17 protein-coding genes are annotated in these 20,490 nt (G+C 63.7%); 12 read left to right on the forward strand and 5 right to left on the reverse strand.

Annotated elements, in window-relative coordinates; genetic code table 11:
- The first annotated feature begins 131 nt into the window (after positions 1-131).
- Positions 132-2,348 carry a SulP family inorganic anion transporter gene (locus QA645_RS00100; RefSeq protein ID WP_283047347.1) on the forward strand — a complete coding sequence of 739 codons (2,217 nt, stop codon included), beginning with the start codon at positions 132-134 and terminating at the stop codon, positions 2,346-2,348.
- A 152-nt stretch (positions 2,349-2,500) separates the two neighbouring features.
- Here the strand turns inward: QA645_RS00100 and QA645_RS00105 are convergent, their stop codons facing one another.
- Both QA645_RS00105 and QA645_RS00110 read right to left on the reverse strand, forming a co-directional pair.
- On the reverse strand, positions 2,501-3,994 hold the full coding sequence (locus QA645_RS00105; RefSeq protein WP_254191127.1) for an NAD-dependent succinate-semialdehyde dehydrogenase: 1,494 nt from the start codon (positions 3,992-3,994) through the stop codon (positions 2,501-2,503).
- 121 nt (positions 3,995-4,115) lie between these two features.
- Positions 4,116-4,436 carry a hypothetical protein gene (locus tag QA645_RS00110; RefSeq protein WP_200470770.1) on the reverse strand — a complete coding sequence of 107 codons (321 nt, stop codon included), beginning with the start codon at positions 4,434-4,436 and terminating at the stop codon, positions 4,116-4,118.
- A 340-nt stretch (positions 4,437-4,776) separates the two neighbouring features.
- On the opposite strand from QA645_RS00110, the gene QA645_RS00115 reads away from it, so the two are divergent.
- Both QA645_RS00115 and QA645_RS00120 read left to right on the forward strand, forming a co-directional pair.
- Positions 4,777-5,970 (forward strand): serine hydrolase domain-containing protein, encoded by a 1,194-nt coding sequence (locus QA645_RS00115; protein ID WP_283047354.1) that lies wholly within the window; start codon positions 4,777-4,779, stop codon positions 5,968-5,970.
- Positions 5,971-6,077: 107 nt separating this feature from the next.
- Positions 6,078-7,784, forward strand: coding sequence for an AMP-binding protein (locus QA645_RS00120; RefSeq protein ID WP_283047357.1), 1,707 nt, complete (start codon positions 6,078-6,080; stop codon positions 7,782-7,784).
- 176 nt (positions 7,785-7,960) lie between these two features.
- Here the strand turns inward: QA645_RS00120 and QA645_RS00125 are convergent, their stop codons facing one another.
- Complete coding sequence (locus QA645_RS00125; RefSeq protein ID WP_283047359.1) at positions 7,961-8,962, reverse strand: adenosine kinase; 1,002 nt, start codon at positions 8,960-8,962, stop codon at positions 7,961-7,963.
- Between the two features lie 185 nt (positions 8,963-9,147).
- Between QA645_RS00125 and murJ the strand changes: the two genes are divergently transcribed.
- The 4 genes from murJ (at position 9,148) to QA645_RS00145 (ending at position 13,286) form a co-directional block, all read left to right on the forward strand.
- Complete coding sequence (murJ, locus tag QA645_RS00130) at positions 9,148-10,680, forward strand: murein biosynthesis integral membrane protein MurJ (protein WP_283047361.1); 1,533 nt, start codon at positions 9,148-9,150, stop codon at positions 10,678-10,680.
- A gap of 81 nt (positions 10,681-10,761) precedes the next feature.
- Positions 10,762-11,814: a tryptophan--tRNA ligase gene (gene trpS, locus QA645_RS00135; RefSeq protein WP_254127115.1), complete on the forward strand. Its 1,053-nt coding sequence runs from the start codon at positions 10,762-10,764 to the stop codon at positions 11,812-11,814.
- A 108-nt stretch (positions 11,815-11,922) separates the two neighbouring features.
- A complete protein-coding gene (locus QA645_RS00140; RefSeq protein WP_283047363.1) occupies positions 11,923-12,417 on the forward strand; it encodes a universal stress protein in 495 nt (164 codons plus the stop codon).
- Between the two features lie 302 nt (positions 12,418-12,719).
- Entirely contained in the window at positions 12,720-13,286 is a 567-nt protein-coding gene (locus tag QA645_RS00145) for a NifU family protein (RefSeq protein WP_283047365.1), read from the forward strand.
- Between the two features lie 109 nt (positions 13,287-13,395).
- Here QA645_RS00145 and QA645_RS00150 read toward each other — a convergent pair whose 3' ends face one another.
- On the reverse strand, positions 13,396-15,081 hold the full coding sequence (locus tag QA645_RS00150) for a PAS domain-containing methyl-accepting chemotaxis protein (RefSeq protein ID WP_283047367.1): 1,686 nt from the start codon (positions 15,079-15,081) through the stop codon (positions 13,396-13,398).
- Positions 15,082-15,387: 306 nt separating this feature from the next.
- On the opposite strand from QA645_RS00150, the gene tsaB reads away from it, so the two are divergent.
- The 4 genes from tsaB to QA645_RS00170 are packed head-to-tail and all read left to right on the forward strand — an operon-like array spanning position 15,388 to position 17,745.
- A complete protein-coding gene (tsaB, locus tag QA645_RS00155; protein WP_283047369.1) occupies positions 15,388-16,083 on the forward strand; it encodes a tRNA (adenosine(37)-N6)-threonylcarbamoyltransferase complex dimerization subunit type 1 TsaB in 696 nt (231 codons plus the stop codon).
- Positions 16,080-16,565 carry a ribosomal protein S18-alanine N-acetyltransferase gene (rimI, locus tag QA645_RS00160; RefSeq protein WP_254191134.1) on the forward strand — a complete coding sequence of 162 codons (486 nt, stop codon included), beginning with the start codon at positions 16,080-16,082 and terminating at the stop codon, positions 16,563-16,565. The genes tsaB and rimI overlap by 4 nt, the downstream gene beginning before the upstream one ends.
- A 38-nt stretch (positions 16,566-16,603) precedes the next feature.
- Positions 16,604-17,059: a Fur family transcriptional regulator gene (locus tag QA645_RS00165; protein ID WP_057746941.1), complete on the forward strand. Its 456-nt coding sequence runs from the start codon at positions 16,604-16,606 to the stop codon at positions 17,057-17,059.
- A gap of 5 nt (positions 17,060-17,064) precedes the next feature.
- Positions 17,065-17,745 carry an HAD family hydrolase gene (locus QA645_RS00170; RefSeq protein WP_283047372.1) on the forward strand — a complete coding sequence of 227 codons (681 nt, stop codon included), beginning with the start codon at positions 17,065-17,067 and terminating at the stop codon, positions 17,743-17,745.
- Between the two features lie 595 nt (positions 17,746-18,340).
- Here the strand turns inward: QA645_RS00170 and QA645_RS00175 are convergent.
- Positions 18,341-18,778: a type II toxin-antitoxin system antitoxin SocA domain-containing protein gene (locus QA645_RS00175; protein ID WP_283047374.1), complete on the reverse strand. Its 438-nt coding sequence runs from the start codon at positions 18,776-18,778 to the stop codon at positions 18,341-18,343.
- A gap of 301 nt (positions 18,779-19,079) precedes the next feature.
- Here QA645_RS00175 and miaB point away from each other — a divergent pair, with 301 nt between their 5' ends.
- Positions 19,080-20,477: a tRNA (N6-isopentenyl adenosine(37)-C2)-methylthiotransferase MiaB gene (miaB, locus tag QA645_RS00180; protein ID WP_283047376.1), complete on the forward strand. Its 1,398-nt coding sequence runs from the start codon at positions 19,080-19,082 to the stop codon at positions 20,475-20,477.
- The last annotated feature ends 13 nt before the right edge of the window (positions 20,478-20,490 follow it).

Consider the following 20,490-nt stretch of genomic DNA (forward strand, 5'->3'; position numbering starts at 1 on the left):
ATATGGCTGACCGTTCACACGCGGAGCGCCGCAGAACTGTCGGATACTTCATATTTACAAGAATCCTGTTGCGCTAGGCTCGCACTCGTCTACCTCTCCGGGCGGGTATTTTCATGAGCGAGTGTCACGGCGTGACAGATCCTGCAATTGACTTCGATCCGGTCACCGGGGTCAGCCCGTCCGCCAAGCGTGCGCTGAATGATATGCTGGGTGGCGGTGCTGCGAGCATCCTCACCGTCACGTTCGGGCTGTCCTATTCGCTGCTGATCTTCGCCGGCCCGCTCTCACCCTATTTGTCCTACGGCATCGCTGCGACCTTCATCAGCTCGGCGGTGCTTGCGCTCGTAATCGGGCTCGGCAGCTCGCTTCCCTTTGCGATTGCCGCCCCCGACAGCTCGACGGCTGCGGTCACAGGAATTCTGGCGGCCTCGCTGGTCGAGCACATCGAATCGGCCAATCTTTCGGCGCCGCTGCTCTCGCCCGTTCTGATCACGCTCGGCCTGTCGACCGTGCTCACCGGCATCGTGCTGTGCGGGCTGGGCCTGACACGAATGGGCCGCGCCATCCGTTACGTGCCTTATCCCGTGGTCGGCGGCTTCCTCGGCGCCACCGGACTTCTCATCGCCCTCGGTGCGATCAGGGTCATCACCAATTACCCGGTGCAGCTCGCGACATTGCCGCGCTTTGCCAACGGCACCACGCTGCTGGAGCTCGGCGCCGCCTGCGCCATGGCATTGGTGCTCTACCTGACCTGGCATCGCTCGCGGAACCCGTTCGGTCTGCCGATCATCCTGGTCGGCGGCGTGATCACGGCGCACCTGGCGTTCTGGATCTCGGGTGTTTCGCTCGACGAGGCTCGTAGCATGGGCTGGACATTTCAGCCTCCGCCGCAAGCCGCGTTCATGCTGCCCTGGCACACCGACGAACTCGCCCAATATCCCTGGTTTGCCGTGCCGGACCTGCTCGGCAATCTCGTCGCCGTCATCTTCGTCACGGCATCGAGCACGCTGTTCAACACCACCGGCATCGAGGTCGCCGTGCATCGCGAGGCCAATCTGGAGCGCGAGCTGAACGTCACGGGTGCCGCCAACATCCTGACCGGCGTGCTCGGCGGCTACACCGGCTGCAGCTCGATCAGCCGATCGATCCTCAATTTCTCCAGCGGCGGCCGTGGACGGCTGTCCGGCCTCACCGCTTCGGCACTATCGCTGCTGATGCTCGCGATCGCGCCCGAGCTGCTCGGCTTCATTCCAAAGTTCGTGCTCGGCGGCCTGCTGCTCTATCTCGGCGCCGACCAGCTGCACAAATGGATCATCGAGTCGCGCAAGCGGCTTTCGAAGCTCGAATATCTGTCGCTGGTCGCCATCATCGTCATCATCGTGGCCTGGGGTTTCGTGCCGGGCATCTTGATCGGCGTGATCATCGGCTGCGCGACCTTCGCCTTCAGCGCGGCACGGGTCGAATCGATCAAGTACAGTTTTGACGGCTCCGAATATCGCTCCTCGCTCGACCGCTCGCGCGACGACCAGGAGGTGCTGCTGGCTCATGGCGGCAAGATCCAGGGGCTCAATCTGCAGAGCTATCTGTTCTTCGGCTCCGCCAACCGACTCTATCAGCACGTCAAGCGGCTGCTCCAGGAGCGTCCGGAATGCCGCTATCTGCTGTTCGATTTCAAGCTCGTCACAGGCGTCGATTCCTCCGCGGCCTACAGCTTTGCGCAGATCAAGCGCAGCGCCGCCGACCTCGGCGTCGAGCTGATCCTGGTGCATCTGTCGGCGGCGGCCGAGAAGGTGCTGCGCTCCAGCGACTTCGTCGGCGACGGCGTCACCATCATTCCCGAACTCGATCACGCGCTGGAATGGTGCGAGAACGAACTGATCTCGCAGCATCAGGGCCTGGCGCAGGAAGAAGCGAGCCTGCGCGACTGGTTCGCAAGCATCCTCGCCAGCGAGGACGACGCCGACGAGCTGATCCGCCGCTGCCAGCGCATCGAGGTCGAAGCCGGCGAGGTCATCGTGCAGGCCGGAGACCCCGCCGATTCCATGCACTTCATCCTCGAGGGACGCGTGGGCGTTATGGTCCCCGCCGACGACGACCGCACCACGCGCGTGCGCAGCCTCGGCCGCTACACAACGATCGGCGAGATGGGCCTGGTATCGCACACGCCGCGCAGCGCCACGATCCAGGCCGAGGTCGACAGCGTGCTCTACGTGCTCAACACGCACCAGTTTGACGAGATCAGGGAAGAAGACCCCGCGCTCAGCCACAAGCTGCTGACGTATTTCGTGTCTGTCATGGCGGAGCGGCTGACGTTTGCGAACAGGACGATCGCGGTGCTGCGGCGGTAGAGCCCCGGCGGCGTCCTGGCGAAAGCCAGGACCCATACCGCGAGGTCTATCGATTGCAAACGGTCGACGTACCGAACGACGTGTCTTCGCCAAACTACTCCCTGGGGTAATGGGTCCTGGCTTTCGCCAGGACAACCAAGGAGAGTCGGGCCTTACACCCCCGCCATCATCACGTATTTGATCTCGACATATTCTTCCATGCCGTGACGCGAGCCTTCACGGCCGAGGCCGCTTTCCTTGACGCCGCCGAAGGGCGCGACTTCGGTCGTGATCAGGCCGGTGTTGACGCCGACCATGCCCGACTCCAGCGCTTCTGCGACACGCCAGACGCGGCCGAGATCGCGGGAGTAGAAGTAGGACGCCAGACCGAACGGCGAAGCGTTGCACATCGCGATGACGTCGGCTTCGTCCTTGAAGCGGATCACCGGCGCGAGCGGGCCGAAGGTTTCCTCCTGCGACACCAGCGAGTCAGGCTTCACATCAGCCAGCACGGTCGGCTCGAAGAAGGAACGTCCGAGCTCGCTGCGCTTGCCGCCGGTGACGACCTTGGCGCCGCGCTTGACGGCATCGGCGATGTGGCGCTCGACCTTGTCGATCGCCTTCATGTTGATCAGCGGGCCCTGCGTGACGCCGCTCTCGGTGCCGTCGCCGATCTTCATCGCCGCGACCTTCGCCGACAGCTTCTTGACGAACTCGTCGTAGATCTTGTCCTGGGCGTAGATGCGATTGGCGCAGACGCAGGTCTGGCCCATGTTGCGGTATTTCGAGACGATCGCGCCCTCGACCGCCGCGTCGATATCGGCGTCGTCGAACACCACGAACGGGGCGTTGCCGCCGAGCTCGAGGCCGAGCCGCTTCACGCCGACGGAGGCCTGCTGGTAGAGGATCTTGCCGACCGCGGTCGAACCGGTGAAGCCGACGAAGCGCACGGCCGGATGCTCGCACAGCACCTTGCCGATCGGCGGCGCGTCACCGGTGATGATGTTGAGCACACCCTTGGGGATGCCGGCCTTCTCGGCGAGCACGGCCAGCGCCAAAGCCGAGAGCGGCGTCTCGTTGGCGGGCTTCAGCACCACGGTGCAGCCCGCGGCGAGCGCCGGCGAGACCTTGCGCGTGATCATGGAGTTCGGGAAGTTCCACGGGGTGATGGCACCGCAGACGCCGATCGGCTGCTTGATCGCGAGCAGCCGCGCATCGGGCCGCTGCGACGGAATCGTCTCGCCATAGACGCGGCGGGCTTCCTCGGCGAAGAACTCGATATAGGCGGCGCCGATGTCGACCTCGCCGAGCGCCTCCGTCAGCGGCTTGCCCTGCTCGGAGGTCAGGATCAGCGCGAGGTCCTCGCGGTTGGCGGTGATCAGCTCGAACCATTTGCGCAAAATGTTGGAGCGCTGCTTGGCTGTGTGCTTGGCCCAGGCCGGGAAAGCGCGCTGGGCGGCTTCGACCGCCTTGGTGGTGTCGTCCGCGCCAAGCTGCGGGACCTTTGCGATCTCGACACCGGTCGCGGGATTGTTCACGGCAAAGACCGGCGTGCCGACCCAGGCGCCGTCGATGTAGCAGGCCTCCTTCAGGAGCGAAGGGTCCTTCAACCGGTCACGCAGGGTGGCGGTGGCGTGCTGGGCGCGTGCGGCGGCGGTCGGCGTCATGGCGTTGCTCCTCGGACGATCATTTGGGGGCGATCGGATCGGCCGGAATATAGGGACAGACGGCGCACAATGCACCGTCCCGCAACGCACAGCTGATCGGAATTAAGCTGAGATCGGCGCGTTACGCCGCGCCGCTCATATAGGTCTCGCGCCGGCCGATCATGCGCTCGGCGGCGGCCTTGGCATCGGCCTTCGAGGAGGTCGCACAGGTCCGATATTCGAGATCGGGCGCATCGGAGGTGTCGCGGCGACCGAACCAGGACTTTGAGCCGACCGGCAGCAGCGCCAGCGACTGCGCCAGATTGTCGACCGCACCGAAAGAATAGAGCGCACCGGTGCCAGCGATCCGGACCTCGTAAATGCCGGGCGAGATCGGCGCTTCGAGATTGTCGCCCCGTCCGGGACGGGGATAGCGCTTCCATTCGCTCCAGGTCGAAATCATCTCAAGTCCCCTCGCAGCCGGCTAGGCGGCCGCCAAATTTGTTTCAAGTCTTAACGTCAGCCGCCCACTGGGCCCAATTCCGAACGCCGCAACGCACAAAATGTTTCGAGTGCATCAAACACTCGAAACATATCGCCTCAGCCCATCCATGGTCACGGCGAAGTGCGGCCATCCACCGCAGATTGTGAAGACGTGTTGCAAATCAGTCGTCCCGCGCCACGCCGGGACCGTCAAGTCACGACATCGCGACCGCAAGGTGCATATGGCCACGCTTGCCGTTCAGCGGATGCAGGAGGACAATCGATCGCTTCCAACAATAATCAAACCGGAGGAAATGCGTATGCAAAGCAAAGCCCAGATCGATGAGACTCTGCGCAAGACAAGCGACGCCAAGGAGATTCCCGGCGTTGTTGCGATCGCCGCCAGCGCCAAAGACGTGATCTATCAAGGTGCGTTCGGCAAGCGCGATCTGTCCAAGCCCGATGCAATGACGATGGATAGCGTGTTCTGGATCGCCTCGATGACGAAGGCGGTGACATCAGCCGGTGCGATGCAGCTGGTCGAGCAGGGCAAGCTGTCGCTCGATGCGCCGATCGGATCGCTGCTGCCCGATCTCGCCAAGCCGCAGGTGCTGGAAGGCTTTGATGCCAAGGGCGAACCAAAATTGCGGCCGGCGAAGAGCGCGATCACGCTGCGCCAACTGATGACCCACACCGCCGGCTTCGCCTACAACATGTGGAACGGCGATCTCGCGGTCTATCTTGAAAAGAAGGGCATCCCCGCGATCACCACCTGCCAGAATGCCGCGCTGAAGACGCCTGTCATGACCGATCCCGGCACGCGCTGGGAATACGGCACTAATATCGATTTCGTCGGCAAGGCCGTCGAAGCCGTCAGCGGCAAGCGGCTCGACGCTTATCTGCGCGACAATCTGTTTACGCCGCTCGGCATGAGCGACACCGGCTTCAAGATCACCGACGATATGCGCAAGCGCCTGGTCGGGATGCATGCGCGCGGCGAGGACGGCCAGCTCGCCGCGACCCCGTTCGAGCTCGAGCAGAACCCGGAATTCCACATGGGTGGCGGCGGCCTGTATTCGACTGCGGCCGACTATATCAGGTTCACCCAGATGATCCTGAACAAGGGCCGCGGCAACGGCAACCAGGTGCTGAAATCAGAGACGATCGCCATGATGGGACAGAACCAGATGGGCGATCTCAAGATGACCAAGATGACGACGGCGGCGCCGCCCTACACCAACGACGTCGATCTCTATCCGGATCAGGTGAAGAAATGGGGCCTCAGCTTCATGATCAACACCGCCAAGACCGCAGAGGGCCGCAGCGCCGGCAGCCTCGCCTGGGCCGGCCTTGCCAACACCTATTACTGGATCGACCCGGCGCGCGACGTCACCGGCGTGATCCTGATGCAGCTGTTGCCGTTTGCCGACGCGAAATGCCTGCAGGCGTTCGCCGGATTCGAGCGTGGCGTCTATGCCGGGCTCGATGCGGGCAGCGGCAAGAAGGCGGCCTAACCCCATAGTATGAGGCGCCCGGCATCGCGCGCCTCTCTGGCAACGGATAACCTCGTGCCGAAAGCCATCGGCTTCAGGCACGAGGCAACAATTTCGAGGAGACGAACTTGGCGGACGATCTTGCAGGCAAAGCCGACAGCTACGTTTGCGGCATCTCGGACACGCCGCTGCTCGGCGACACCATCGGTCGCAGCCTCGATCACGCCGTGCGGCGCTGGGGCAATCGGGAGGCATTGGTCTCGCCCAGCCACGGCGTGCGATGGACCTGGAGCGAATTCGCCGAACGCGTCGACGCGCTTGCCGCGGGCTTTCTCGCGCTCGGCCTGGAACGCGGTGAGCGCATCGGCATCTGGTCGCTGAACCGGCCGGAATGGACGCTGACGCAGTTTGCGGCGGCCAAGGCCGGCCTGATCCTGGTGACGATCAATCCCGCCTATCGGCTCAGCGAACTGGAGTTCGCGCTGAAGAAAGTCGGCTGCGCCGCGATTGTCACCGCGACCGCGTTCAAGACCAGCCAATACATGGAGATGCTCAACGCGCTGCTGCCGGAGCTGGCGAGCGCCACGCCGGGGAAGCTGCAGGCGGCGCAGCTGCCGGCCCTGCGGATGGTGATCCAGATCGGCGGCCCTTCTGCGCCCGGGACGATCCCCTTCGAGAACGTCGCGCGCATGGGCGGGCCTGCGCATCGCGAGCAGCTTGCCGTGCTCGGCGCGGCGCTTCAATTCGACGATCCCGTCAACATCCAGTTCACCAGCGGCACCACGGGCTCGCCCAAGGGCGTGACGCTGACGCACCACAACATCCTCAACAACGGCTATTTCACCGGGCGCGCGATGCGCCTGACCGAGCAGGATCGGATCTGCATCCCCGTGCCGCTCTATCATTGCTTCGGCATGGTGATGGGCAATCTCGCCTCCGTCACGCTCGGCACGACCATGGTCTATCCCGGCGAGGGCTTTGATCCGCTGGCGACGCTGCGCGCGGTCGAGCAGGAGAAATGCACCGCGCTCTACGGTGTGCCGACCATGTTCATCGCGGAACTCGATCATCCCGAATTCGCGACGTTCAATCTGAAATCATTGCGCACCGGCATCATGGCGGGCGCGCCCTGTCCGATCGAGGTGATGAAGCGCGTCAACACCGAGATGAACATGCGCGAGGTCACCATCGCGTATGGCATGACCGAGACCAGCCCGGTCAGCTTCCAGAGCGCGACGGACGACCCGCTCGAGCGGCGCGTGTCCACCGTCGGGCGGATCCATCCGCATGTCGAGGTGAAGGTCGTCGATCTCGAAGGCAAGATCGTCAGCCGCGGCGAACGCGGCGAGCTCTGCACCCGCGGCTACAGCGTCATGCTGGGCTATTGGGAGGAGAAGGAAAAGACCGGCGACGTGCTCGACGCCAACGGCTGGATGCACACCGGCGATCTCGCCACCATCGACGACGCGGGCTATTGCAATATCGTCGGCCGCATCAAGGATCTGGTGATCCGCGGCGGCGAGAACCTCTATCCGCGCGAGATCGAGGAATTCCTGTATCGTCACCCCAAGATCCAGGACGTGCAGATTTTCGGCGTCGCCGACACGCGCTATGGCGAGGAGCTCTGCGCCTGGGTCCGCGTCAGGCCCGGCGAGACGCTGACGGCAGAGGAGGTTCGCGCGTTCTGCGACGGCCAGATCGCGCACAACAAGATCCCGCGCTACGTCGAGTTCGTCGACGAGTTCCCGATGACCGTGACCGGCAAGATCCAGAAATTCGTGATGCGCGATGCGGTCGAGCAGCGACTGGGGCTGAAGGCGGCGAAGACGGCGTGAAGCTGTCACCCTCCCCTGGAGGGGGAGGGTCGGCACGCTATCGAGCGAAGCGAGATTGCGTGACGGGGTGGGATGACAGTCTCTCCACGTCCAACAGTGTTCCGTGCGGAGAGATCACCCCACCCCGCTCGCGCTGCGCGCGATCGACCCTCCCCCTCCAGGGGAGGGTAAGCGCCTCAAACCGTCAGCCCGCGCTGCTGCGCCAATTCCTTCAACGACACCTGCGGCCGCGCGCCGATGTGCTGGATCACTTCGGCGGCCGCGAGCGCACCGAGCTCGCCGCACTGCTTGTGCGACAGATCACGCGAGAGGCCGTACAGGAAGCCGGCCGCGAACAGGTCGCCGGCGCCCGTGGTGTCGACCAGCTGCTTGATCGGGGAGGCCGGTGCCGCGACGGCGTCGGTCGGCGTCACCACCACGCAACCCTTCTCGCTGCGGGTGACCACGCCGAGCTTGACGTCGTTGCGCAGCTGCTTGAGCGCGGTGTCGAAGTCGGAGGTCTCGTAGAGCGAGTGCAGCTCGGATTCGTTGGCGAACACGATGTCGGCCGTGCCGTTGCGCATCAGCCCCAGAAACTCGTCGCGATAGCGGCCGACGCAGAAGGAGTCCGACAAGGTCAGTGCCACCTTGCGGCCGGCCTCGTGAGCGATCTTGGAGGCCTTCAGGAAGGCTTCCTTGGCGCCCGGCGGATCCCAGAGATAGCCTTCGAGATAGACGATCTTGGCGGCCGCGATCTCGGCCGGATCGATATCGGCGGGCGACAGATCCTGCGCGGCGCCGAGATAGGTATTCATGGTGCGCTCACCGTCGCCGGTCACCAGGATGTAGGAGCAGCCGGTGGCGGGGCCGTCCTTCGCGGGCGGCGTGTTGAAGGCAACGCCGGCGGCGCGGATGTCGTGGACATAGAGCTTGCCGATCTGGTCGTCCTTGACCTTGCCGACATAAGCGGCACGCGCGCCCAAGCTGCCGATGCCGACGATGGTGTTGGCGGCCGAGCCGCCCGAGACTTCCGTCGCCGGGCCCATGTCGTTGTAAATGGCGGCGGCGCGCGCCTCGTCGATCAGGGACATGCTGCCCTTGGCCATGCCGTGCTTGACCAAAAAGGCTTCATCGGTCCGGACCAGCACGTCGAACAGCGCGTTGCCGATGCCGAGAACGTCATATTTCACGTCAGCCATTCACCTTGATCCTGTTTGCCGGATTGCGATTGCCGGGGAAATCAGCTTCCTGTCGGCCTGAAATCTGGCTCGCGGCCTATCACGACCGGGCCGCCACGGGCAAGCAACGAGAGGCTTCTTTTGACGCGTTTTCTTCACGCGAACCGGGACCACTTCGCTCGAAAACGCTATGGTATGTCGACCCGATGATCCGCTCCTTCCTGACAGTTTCGACGGGAACACTGGCCTCGCGGCTGCTGGGCTTTGCCCGTGATTCCCTGATCGCGGCGCTGCTCGGCACCGGCGCCGTGGCCGACGCCTTCCTGGCCGCGTTCCAGCTCGTCAATGTGGTGCGACGCCTGCTCAGCGAAGGGGCATTGAATGCGGCCCTGATCCCGGCCTGGCTGCGCGTCCGCGACCGCGATGGCGAAGCGGCCGCCTCCGCATTTGCGGGGCGCGTGCTCGGCACGGTCAGTGCGGCCTTGATCGTGATCTCGATCGGCATTGCCGTCGCGATGCCGCTGATCATCATGATCATCGCGCCGGGCTTCGTCGGCAGCCCCACGCTCGATCTTGCCGTCCAGAATGCGCGGCTGATGCTGCCTTATCTCGCCTTCGCCGGCCCGGTCACGGTGCTGATGGGGCTGCTGAACGCGCAAGGGCGATTTGCGCTCACGGCGTTCTCGCCGCTGCTGTTCAACATCGCGCTGATCGCAACAATCGCCGCGCTGCTGCTGTGGCACGCCGATGCGTCCTCGGCTGCGTGGATGCTGGCGGCGACCGTCGGCATTGCCGGCCTGCTGCAGCTCCTGATGCTGGTGTCGCAGCGGAGTGCGCATCTCGCGACACCGTTGCGCGCAAGCTTCGACAGGGAGATGCGCGGCTTCTTCGCCAAGGCGGTCCCCGGCATGATCGCAAGTTCCGGCCCGCAATGGCTGATGGTGGCCGGCGCGATCATCGCGTCGGCGACGCCCTCCGCCGTGTCCTGGCTCTATTTCGCCAACCGCCTGATCGAGCTGCCGCTCGGCATCGTCGGCGTCGCCATGGGCACGGTGCTGGTGCCGGAGCTGACACGCGCTGTGGGCAGCGGCGACCGTGACGCGGTGGCCCATGCGGAATCGCGCGCGCTCGAGCTTGCGACCGGGCTCGCCCTGCCCGCGACGCTCGGCCTTGCGGTGCTGGCCGAACCGATCGTGCGGCTGTTGTTCGAGCACGGCGCGTTCGGCGCGGAAGACAGCACCGCGACTGCGCATGCACTGATGTGGCTGGCATTGGGCCTGCCCGCGCATGTGCTGATCAAGGCGCAGTCGCCGGCCTTCTTTGCCCGCAGCGACACGATGGCGCCGCTGCTCGCGACCGCCAAGGGTTTTGTGGTCGCAATCGCTCTCGCCGTCCTGCTCGGCCACTTCTTCGGCGCAAGCGGGATTGCCGCGAGCATCGCCGCGGGCGCCTGGAGCAGCGCGCTCTCGCTGCTTCGGACAGGCACGCGCGAGTTCGGCTTCTCGGTCGACGCCGCCGCGCGAAAACGGCTGCCGCGGATCGTGCTTGCGGCCGCCGCCATGGGCGCCCTGCTCTGGCTGACGACAGGGCTGATGCCGGTCGAGGCCCACGGCCTGATCCGCTTCGTCGCGCTGGGCCTGCAGATCACCGCCGGCATCGCCGTCTACGCCCTGCTCCTGCAGTTTCTCGGCGTTGTCGCCCTGCGCGAGGCGGTTAACGCCCTGAAACGGCCCGCCTGACCGCAAGGCCCTCGAATTGCCCTTGACGGGGCAGCGCCGCTGTTGGAAACGACGGCCGGCGACTTCTCAGGAAAACTGACCATGCCATTTGTTGAACGGGTTTTTTCGGGCGTCCAGCCGACGGGCAATCTGCACCTCGGCAATTACCTCGGCGCGATCGTCAACTTCGTGAAGATGCAGGAAACCCACAACTGCATTTATTGCGTCGTCGACATGCACGCGATCACGCAAGGCGTGGACGTCTGGGGTGGCCCGGCCGAGCTCGCACGCAACACCCGCGAGGTGACCGCAGCGTTCATCGCGAGCGGCATCGATCCCAAGAAGCACATCGTGTTCAACCAGAGCCAGGTCTCCGGCCACGCCGAGCTCGCCTGGATCTTCAACTGCGTCGCGCGCATGGGCTGGCTCGGCCGCATGACCCAGTTCAAGGAGAAGGCCGGCAAGGATCGCGAGAACGCCTCGGTCGGGCTGTTCGACTATCCCGTGCTGATGGCCGCCGACATTCTGCTCTACCGCGCCACCCACGTGCCGGTCGGCGAGGACCAGAAGCAGCATCTCGAGCTCTCCCGCGACATCGCGCAGAAGTTCAACAATGACTTCGGCGATTCCATTCGCGCGCAGGGCGCCAATGACGGCCTGTTCTTCCCGCTGCCGGAACCCTTCATCACGGGGCCGGCGACGCGCGTGATGAGCTTGCGCGACGGCACCAAGAAGATGTCGAAGTCGGACGCCTCAGACAATTCGCGCATCAATTTGACCGACGACGCCGACACCATCGCGCAGAAGATCCGCAAGGCGAAGACCGATCCGGAGCCGCTGCCGAGCGAGGAGAAGGGCCTGGAGCCACGCCCCGAAGCCGACAACCTCGTCGGCATTTTCGCCGCGCTCTCCGACCGCTCCAAGGCCGACGTGCTGCGCGAGTTCGGCGGCGGCCAGTTCTCCAGCTTCAAGAACGCGCTGGCTGAGCTGTGCGTGACGAAGCTCGCCCCGATCGCGGGCGAGATGAAGCGCCTCGTCGCCGACCCCGGCCATATCGATGCGATCCTGAACGATGGTTCCGACCGGGCACGTGCGATTGCCGAGGAGACCATGAACCTCTCCAAGGACATCGTCGGCTTCATCCGCCGTCGCTGACGATTGCGATCGCGAACTTGGGCCTGCGCCACGGCGCGGGCCGCTTCGCCTCTCCCCAAGCGTGAGCGAGTGTGGCAGCATGCGCTCCGTGCACACTCCGGGATAGGCATGACCAGCAAGCGACTTTGCTTCGAGCCGGGTCACAAGCCCAAATGCCTCGTCATCGTCGACGACACCGCCGAATGGGATCGCGCGGTCTATTACGCCAGCCGCTGGGCGATCCGTGCCGGCGGCGGCGTGGTGATGCTGCGCATCATCGAGATCGAGGACCAGAACCAGCAATGGCTGGGGGTCGCCGACATCATGCGCGCCGAGGCGCATGAGGCGGCGGAAGCCGCGCTCGACCGCGCCGCCGGCCGCGCCAACGGCATTGCAGCGATCACGCCGGAACGGCTCATCCGCGAGGGCGCCGCGATGGAGCAGCTGCTCGCAGTGATCGATGAAGACCCTGACATCGCCATGCTGGTGCTCGCCGCCAGCCCGGGCGCGGAAGGGCCGGGACCGTGGGTGGCGCTGCTCTCGTATGCGCTCGGCACGTTCCCGGTGCCGGTGACCATCATTTCCGGCGCGCTGAGCGACGGAAGCGTGGATTCGCTGGCGTAGCCCTCTTTCTTACCCTCCCCTGGAGGGGGAGGGTCGGCTCGCATCTGAGCGCAGCGAAGATGAGAGACGGGGTGGGGTGACGGTCTCTCCGCGTCCAGCAGTGCCCGTGTGGAGAGATCACCCCACCCCGCTCGCGCTTTGCGCGATCGACCCTCCCCCTCCAGGGGAGGGTAAGCGAGGACCTAACCCGCTGAAATAACAGCGAAACGATCGTCCGCCCCCTTGACCGTGCGTTCCGCGTCGCCATCTGCTACTGGATAGCCCACGCGCCGGCCTTGAACCGGCGACGTCTGGAGAAAACCATGTTCATTCAAACCGAAGCCACCCCCAATCCCGCCACGCTGAAGTTCATTCCCGGCCGCGTCGTAGCCGACAGCCCGGTGGAATTTGCGAGCCGCGAATCAGCCACGCGTTCGCCGCTCGCGGAAAAGCTGTTCGAGGTGCCCGGCGTCGCCGGCGTGTTCTACGGATCGGATTTCATCACCGTCACCAAGGCGAACGGTGAATGGCAGCAGCTGAAGCCCGCGATCCTCGGCGCCATCATGGAACACTACATGTCCGGCGCACCGCTGCTCGCCGACGGCGCGGCACAAGCCGACGCCGATCTCGATGACGAGGACGAGTTCTTCGACGAGGCCGACGCCGAGACGGTCGACATGATCAAGGACCTGATCGAGACGCGCGTGCGTCCGGCGGTCGCCAATGACGGCGGCGACATCACCTTCCGCGGCTTCAAGGACGGTATCGTCTATCTCAACATGAAGGGCGCCTGCTCCGGCTGCCCGTCATCGACCGCGACGCTCCAGCACGGCATTCAGAACCTGCTGAAGCACTTTGTGCCCGACGTGGTTGAAGTCCGGCCGATGTAAGCGAAGTGCGGTAGGGTGGGCAAAGCGAAGCGTGCCCACCTTCTTTCGCCGACAATCAAGAATGGTGGGCACGGCGCAAGGGCGCCTTTGCCCACCCTACGAGATCTCGCTACGCCGCTTGCCCGATGCTCGCGGCTTCCTCGGCCGCCTTGCGCATGCTCGCCGACATTTCCTGGGTGACCGTGCTCTGCTCCTCGACGGCGGCGGCCGTTGACGAGACATATTCGCTGACGCCCTGGATCGCGCTCTTGATCGCATCCAGCGCCCCGACGACGTCGACCGAGATGCCGTTGAGATTGCCGATCTCCTGCTCGATCCGGTCAGCCGCCTGCTTGGCCTGATTGGCGAGGTTCTTGACCTCGGATGCGACCACCGCGAAGCCACGACCGGCCTCGCCCGCGCGCGCGGATTCGATCGTCGCATTGAGCGCCAACAGATTGATCTGGCCGGTGATGTTGCCGATCAGTTGCACGATCATGCTCATCGATTCCGCCGCCTGCGTCAGCCGCTGCGCCTGCTGATCCGCCGCCTCGACCCGATCAACCGCGGTCGACGCGGTCTCGCGCGAACGCGTCATCGCTTCGGCGATCTCGCGTACCGAAGCATTCAGCTCCTCGGCGCCGGCGGCGACCGATTCCATCATGTCGCGCACCTTCTCGCTGCGCTTACGCGCGATCACCTGCGCGGTCGTGTCGGAGGCGTATTTCACGACCTTGAACGGCTTGCCGTTGAGATCGCGGATCGGATTGTAGGAGGCCTGGATCCAGACCTGCCGGCCGCCCTTGCCGACGCGCTGATATTCGCCGGACTGGAATTCGCCGGCGTTCAGCCTGGCCCAGAAGGCGCGATAGGCGTCGCTGTCGCGCTCGCTGGAGTCCACGAACATGCTGTGATGCTTGCCGACGATCTCGGAGAGCCCATAGCCGAGCGCGCCGAGGAAGTTTTCGTTCGCGGTCAAAACCTTGCCGTCCATGTCGAACTCGATCACGGCCTGCGACTTGCCGATCGCCTCGATCTGGCCGGCGAAATTCGCGTTCGACAGCTTCTGCGCACTGACGTCGGTGGCAAACTTCACCACCTTGAACGGCTTGCCGGCGTCATCGAGGATCGGATTGTAGGACGCGAGGATCCAGACCTCCTTGCCGCCCTTGCCGAAACGCTTGTATTCGCCGGACTGGAATTCGCCGCGGCCAAGCTTCGCCCAGAACTCGCGATAGGCCGCGCTGTCGCGCTCGCCCGCGGCCACGAACATCTTGTGATGCTGGCCCTGGATCTCCTCGAGCCGGTAGCCGACGGTATCCAGGAAATTGTCGTTGGCGGTGATGATGGTGCCGTCGAGATTGAACTCGATCACGGCCTGAGCCCGGCCGATCGCGGAGATCTTTCCGGCATCCTCGAGGCTGCGAAACTTGCGCGCGGTGATGTCGGTGGCGAACTTGACGACCTTCACCGGCTTACCGGCCTCGTCGATGATCGGATTGTAGGACGCCTGGATCCAGATCTCGCGGCCGCCCTTGCCGAGCCGCTTGTATTCGGCGGACTGATATTCGCCGCGGCCGAGGCGGGCCCAGAACTCCCGATAGGCCGGGCTGCCGCGCTCTTCCGGCACGACGAACATGCCGTGGTGCTTGCCCGCGATCTCGTCGAGCCGGTAGCCCATCGCGTCGAGGAAATTCTGGTTGGCCGTGAGGATGGTGCCGTCGAGATTGAATTCGATGACCGCTTGCGACTTCCCAAGTGCAATGACCTGCGCCAAAGCCTCCCTAGCCGAAGAACCGCTTCGCCAAAAAGACATAAATGAACCTTTCCAAATGACCGAAACGGGCGCGGCTTGATCTGCCGAAACGCCCCGTCCGAGTCGTCGTTGACTCGCTCTCCCGCTCGTTGACGGTGTCACCGGTTTGCTAATGATTGATTAAAATGGCAATATTTCAAATACTTAGCTATCCGGGAGGTTGCAAATTGATGCACCCGCATCAAAAATGGGGCGCGAAAATCCTGCCAGCTCCCGTACACGTAGAATTACGGGGATGATCGTGCGCCTGTCGAGAAATCAAACTTGGACTGGTTCGACCGCGGCGGGACCGACTAAGCTGATTCGATGCTGATCCTTGCCATCGATACCGCGCTGGAGGCGTGCGCGGCCGCCGTTCTCGACACCGACGCCGGCGAGTTCCTCGCGCAGGAGCAACAGCTCATGAAGCGCGGCCATGCCGAGGCGCTGATGCCGATGATCGCGCGCGTGATGCAGTCGGCCGATCTCGCATTCACGGCGCTCGACCGCATCGCGGTGACGGTCGGCCCCGGCAGCTTCACCGGCTTGCGCGTCGGCATTTCGGCGGCCCGCGGTCTTGCGCTCGCGGCCAAGCGGCCGGCCGTTGGCCTCACGACCCTCTCGGCCTATGCGGCCGCGATTGTCGGCCAGAGCGGCGTGGTGCCGGTGATTTCGGCAGTCGATGCGCGGCATGATCACGTCTATTTCCAGATCGTCGCCGGCGACGGCAGTCTGCTGGTACCGCCGGCCGTCGCTTCCATCGACGAGGCGATCGCAGCCTCGCAATTCGGCGCGCCGCATCTGGTCGGCAATGCCGCAAGGATTCTCGCCGAGCGCTGGCCGCAGGATGTGCCACAACCTGTTTCGGTCGACGCGCAGCCCGCGCCTGACATCAGCTGGGTCGCCTGGCTCGGCGCTGCGGCAAATCCCGACACCAATCCGGCGCGACCGTTTTATCTGAAGGCACCCGATGCAAAGCCGGCGGCCCAGCCGCTGTTCGCAGCTCAAGCCGCAACGTCATGATAAGATGGTTTTCGGAATGGTGGCGCGGCGGCACCGCCGCCGTCGAACCCGCGTCGGCGCGCGACGCGGCGCGGCTGGCACAGCTCCACGGCGCCTCCTTCGCGCACGGCTGGGGCGAAACCGAGTTCGAGACCATGCTCACCGAGCGCAACACCCTCGTCCACCGCTTGCGGCTCGGTCGCAAGACGATCGGCTTTGCGGTGTCGCGGATCGGCGCGGACGAAGCCGAAATCCTCTCGGTCGCGGTCGACCAGTCCCATCGCGGCCGCGGCCTTTCCCGCACGCTGCTGATGACCCATCTCGGGCACCTCGCGGGGCGCGGCGTGCGCACGATATTTCTGGAGGTCGAGGAGAACAATCAGCCGGCACGACGGCTCTATGACGGAGGCGGATTCGTGGTGGTCGGGCGCCGCGAACGCTACTATAAGCAGGCCAACGGGGAACAATTGAACGCACTTCTGATGCGGCGTGACTTGTCGTAATATTGATGGCAGAAAGCGCCCCCTCAGGCGGACACAATATGACTGGACTTAAACCTTCTTCCGCATCCAAGGCGACCGGCATCGAGGCGCGCTGTGCCGCCACCGGCATGCGCATGACCGAGCAGCGCCGCGTCATCGCGCGCGTGCTTGCCGAAGCGGTCGATCACCCCGATGTCGAGGAATTGTACCGGCGCTGTGTCGCGGTCGACGACAAGATCTCGATCTCGACCGTCTATCGCACCGTCAAATTGTTCGAGGATGCCGGCATCATCGAGCGTCACGATTTCCGCGAGGGCCGCGCGCGCTACGAGACGATGCGCGACAGCCATCACGACCACCTCATCAATCTGCGCGACGGCAAGGTGATCGAGTTCACCTCCGAGGAGATCGAGAAGCTTCAGGCGGAGATCGCCCGCAAGCTCGGCTACAAGCTGGTCGATCACCGGCTCGAGCTCTATTGCGTCCCGCTCGACGACGACAAGCCGACGTCTTAAGTCTCGTGGCGATAGACCTCATCATCTTCGATTGCGACGGCGTGCTCGTGGACAGCGAGGTGATCTCCTGTCGCGCGCATGCGAATGTGCTGACCCGGCACGGCTATCCGATCACGGCGGAGCAAGTGTCCGCGCGCTTCCTCGGCCGCGCCACGAAACAGGCCAATCTCGAGATCGAGACCGAGCTCGGCCGCAAGCTGCCCGAGGCCTATCACGACGAGTTGCAGGACGAGCTGTTTCGCGCATTCGAAGCCGACCTCGAAGCGATCCGCGGCATCCACGACGTGCTCGACGTCGTGACGCAACGTGTCTGCGTTGCCTCGAGCGGCACGCATCCGCGCATGCAAGTGAGCCTCGGAAGCACGGGGCTCTATGAACGCCTCGCGCCGAACATCTTCTCGTCCTCGCAAGTGACAAACGGCAAGCCCGCACCGGACCTGTTCCTGTTTGCTGCGAAGGAAATGGGCGTGTCGCCCGAGCGCTGTGTCGTGATCGAGGACAGCCTTGCCGGCATCGCCGGCGCGCGCGCGGCCGGAATGAAAGTATTCGGCTTTTACGGTGGCAGCCATTGCGGGGCCGGCCATGCCGAGACCCTGCGCCAGGCCGGTGCCGACCTGACCTTCTCGGACATGCATCAATTGCCTGAGCTGGTCCGGCGGGTCGCAGCCGACGCCCTGACGGGGTAGCTTTTTGCCAGCATTCTGAATGCGATACGCTTGAACCGAGCATCTAACCGCCGGCTAATCGCGAAACTCCGCAGAGGTCGCTCAAAGCTCTCACTCTGGGTCGACCGGATATACGTTATGCTCCGGGTCGAACCAAAGTATTTCGAAGACGTGAGTGATGCGGAAGCCCCAGAGCCTACGTCGATTTCCGAGTCGAAATCGGTAAATGTCGCCATCAACCTTGTTTAACTCGAGCAATCTCGTCTGGCACTCATCGCAAATCACTTCGATCGCCATTGAGTGATGCATGTGGTGGCCAGAATCGGTGATTGCAGCCTCAATCTCCCGCCAAAGCATCGTCCTGAAACTTACTAATTTCGGAACGATAACCTCCGACCACGCCTGTGGGGTCCATGCGCGAGGACCCCAACTCCAATCACCGAATATGTCCGCGCCACTAGCGGACCAATCCATCTTCATTTGGTATATCGAATTTGGGTCTGCCCCTAAACGGACGACCTTGTGCTGAGGGAGTTCGGCCCTTACTCGCTCGACGAGACGCGCAGACTTTTCTTGTTGCCTCAGCTCTGCTTCGAGCACTCGCGCAATTCTCGCATCACCCTTCTTGCTCACTGGGGGGCTCAATACTGCTGTAATATTCGGCCAAAGCTTCCTTCGTAATAGTGCTATTGGGGCCGCGCGCCGAAGCGTTCTTCCAAGGATCTTCTAGATGAGTGAGATCACTCAACCATTGGGCGCTTTCATTGCCGTAGAAGTCCAACACTTTATCGATCGTGTCCTTTTGATCGCTATTCAGTGCGCCGGAATTTCCTTGAGCAATTGTCTCAACTCGAAATCGGCCACGATGGGCCTCCCAAAGCTCCTTAACGACGGGACCATTTTTCCAAGCCTCGATCTCTTCCTGAAATAGGGCATCATCGTCCCAAACGATTGACCACGCTTGGGAGTAGTAAACCAACTTTTGGAGCTTCATGGCTGTCAGCGGACCGCGCTGCTCAAGAATGTAAGCAGCGACATCGTACACATTCGCCATACCTAAACCTCGACAAACACGACTTAGTATAGCCCATTTCCTCCATTTTTTCAATGGCTTATGTTATTTTTCGTGCGGTCGATTTTCTCCTTGAGTTGTAGTAGGTTAAGTTGCGTCACCCCTACCCTCGGTTGACCATCTGGCCAAGGTATGACGGACATTGCTCAAAATCCGCAAGCTTCGGCGGAACCTCGATTTGCGCGCACGTCCTAGAATGGCGACCCGAGTACTCCCCAATCGCTGGATTTTCGAGCCCTCAGCCTATATTTGAGGGCCGTCCTCCACCTCAATTCCGGGTTCCATGACGCCGCCGCGCAAGCTGCACATCAAATCATATGGTTGCCAGATGAACGTCTACGATGCCCAGCGCATGGTGGACACGCTGGCTCCGGAAGGATTCGTGGAGACGGCCAACGCCGAGGACGCCGACCTCGTCATCCTCAACACCTGCCACATCCGCGAGAAGGCCTCCGAAAAGGTCTATTCCGAGCTCGGCCGGTTGCGCGTCGCCAAGGACGAGGCCGCGCGCGAGGGCCGCGCCATGCAGATCGCGGTGGCAGGCTGCGTCGCGCAGGCTGAAGGCGAGGAGATCGTGCGTCGCGCGCCCACGGTCGACGTCGTGGTCGGTCCGCAGAGCTATCATCATTTGCCCGAGCTGTTGAAGCGCGCCGGTCATGAAGGCCGCGCGATCGAGACCGAGTTTCCGGCGGCCGACAAATTCGGCTTCCTCGCCCAGCCCAGGCCCGATGCGATTCGCGCACGCGGCATTTCCGCTTTCGTCACGGTGCAGGAAGGCTGCGACAAGTTTTGCACGTTCTGCGTCGTGCCCTACACGCGGGGCTCGGAAGTCTCGCGCCCCGTGACGAAGATCGTCGACGACGTGAAGCGCCTCGCCGACAACGGCGTGCGCGAGCTCACGCTGATCGGCCAGAACGTCAACGCCTATCACGGCGACGGACCGGACGGGAAAAGCTGGGGACTCGGCCAATTGCTGGAGCGCCTGGCGCAGATTCCCGGCGTCGCGCGGTTGCGCTACTCGACCAGCCACCCCCGCGACGTCGACGACGGCCTGATTGCGGCCCATCGCGATCTCGATGCGCTGATGCCGTTCGTGCACCTGCCGGTGCAGTCGGGCTCGGACCGGATCCTGGCCGCCATGAACCGGAAACATACCGCCGATGATTATCGGCGAGTCATCGACCGTTTCCGGTCGGCGCGCCAAGACATTGCTTTTTCATCAGATTTTATCGTCGGCTTCCCCGGCGAGAGCGAGCAAGATTTTCTCGCCACACTCGCGCTTGTCACGCAAATCGGCTACGCTGCGGCATATTCGTTCAAATACTCCGCCCGGCCGGGAACGCCGGCCGCGGATATGCAGGAGACGGTGTCCCCCGCCGAGATGGACCAGCGATTGGAGCGGCTCCAGGAATTGATCGACAGCCAGCAATCGGCCTTCAACAAGGCTGCGATTGGCTCAACGGTCGACGTGCTGTTCGAACGTCCGGCGCGCAAGGACGGCCAGATCGTCGGCCGCACCGCCTTCCTTCAGCCTGCTCATGTAATGGCCTCGCCCGATATCATCGGACAGATCCTTCCGGTGCGGATCGACAGCCTCGAGCGCTACAGTTTCCTCGGCGAGCTCGCGACGCCACGCAATGCGCGCGAGCCCGCTTTATCATCCATCGCCACCGGAGCCTGAACCCTTGCCCAAA

Source organism: Bradyrhizobium sp. CIAT3101 (genome assembly GCF_029714945.1).
In the GTDB taxonomy this organism is placed as follows: Bacteria; Pseudomonadota; Alphaproteobacteria; order Rhizobiales; family Xanthobacteraceae; genus Bradyrhizobium.

Coding starts and splice junctions, on each gene's coding strand:
- QA645_RS00105 (WP_254191127.1), bottom strand. CDS start 3,994: ATGACGCCGACCGCCGCCGCACGCGCCCAGCACGCCACCGCCACCCTG.
- QA645_RS00110 (WP_200470770.1), bottom strand. CDS start 4,436: ATGATTTCGACCTGGAGCGAATGGAAGCGCTATCCCCGTCCCGGACGG.
- QA645_RS00115 (WP_283047354.1), top strand. CDS start 4,777: ATGCAAAGCAAAGCCCAGATCGATGAGACTCTGCGCAAGACAAGCGAC.
- QA645_RS00125 (WP_283047359.1), bottom strand. CDS start 8,962: ATGGCTGACGTGAAATATGACGTTCTCGGCATCGGCAACGCGCTGTTC.
- murJ (WP_283047361.1), top strand. CDS start 9,148: ATGATCCGCTCCTTCCTGACAGTTTCGACGGGAACACTGGCCTCGCGG.
- trpS (WP_254127115.1), top strand. CDS start 10,762: ATGCCATTTGTTGAACGGGTTTTTTCGGGCGTCCAGCCGACGGGCAAT.
- QA645_RS00140 (WP_283047363.1), top strand. CDS start 11,923: ATGACCAGCAAGCGACTTTGCTTCGAGCCGGGTCACAAGCCCAAATGC.
- QA645_RS00145 (WP_283047365.1), top strand. CDS start 12,720: ATGTTCATTCAAACCGAAGCCACCCCCAATCCCGCCACGCTGAAGTTC.
- QA645_RS00150 (WP_283047367.1), bottom strand. CDS start 15,081: ATGTCTTTTTGGCGAAGCGGTTCTTCGGCTAGGGAGGCTTTGGCGCAG.
- tsaB (WP_283047369.1), top strand. CDS start 15,388: ATGCTGATCCTTGCCATCGATACCGCGCTGGAGGCGTGCGCGGCCGCC.
- rimI (WP_254191134.1), top strand. CDS start 16,080: ATGATAAGATGGTTTTCGGAATGGTGGCGCGGCGGCACCGCCGCCGTC.
- QA645_RS00165 (WP_057746941.1), top strand. CDS start 16,604: ATGACTGGACTTAAACCTTCTTCCGCATCCAAGGCGACCGGCATCGAG.
- QA645_RS00175 (WP_283047374.1), bottom strand. CDS start 18,778: ATGGCGAATGTGTACGATGTCGCTGCTTACATTCTTGAGCAGCGCGGT.
- miaB (WP_283047376.1), top strand. CDS start 19,080: ATGACGCCGCCGCGCAAGCTGCACATCAAATCATATGGTTGCCAGATG.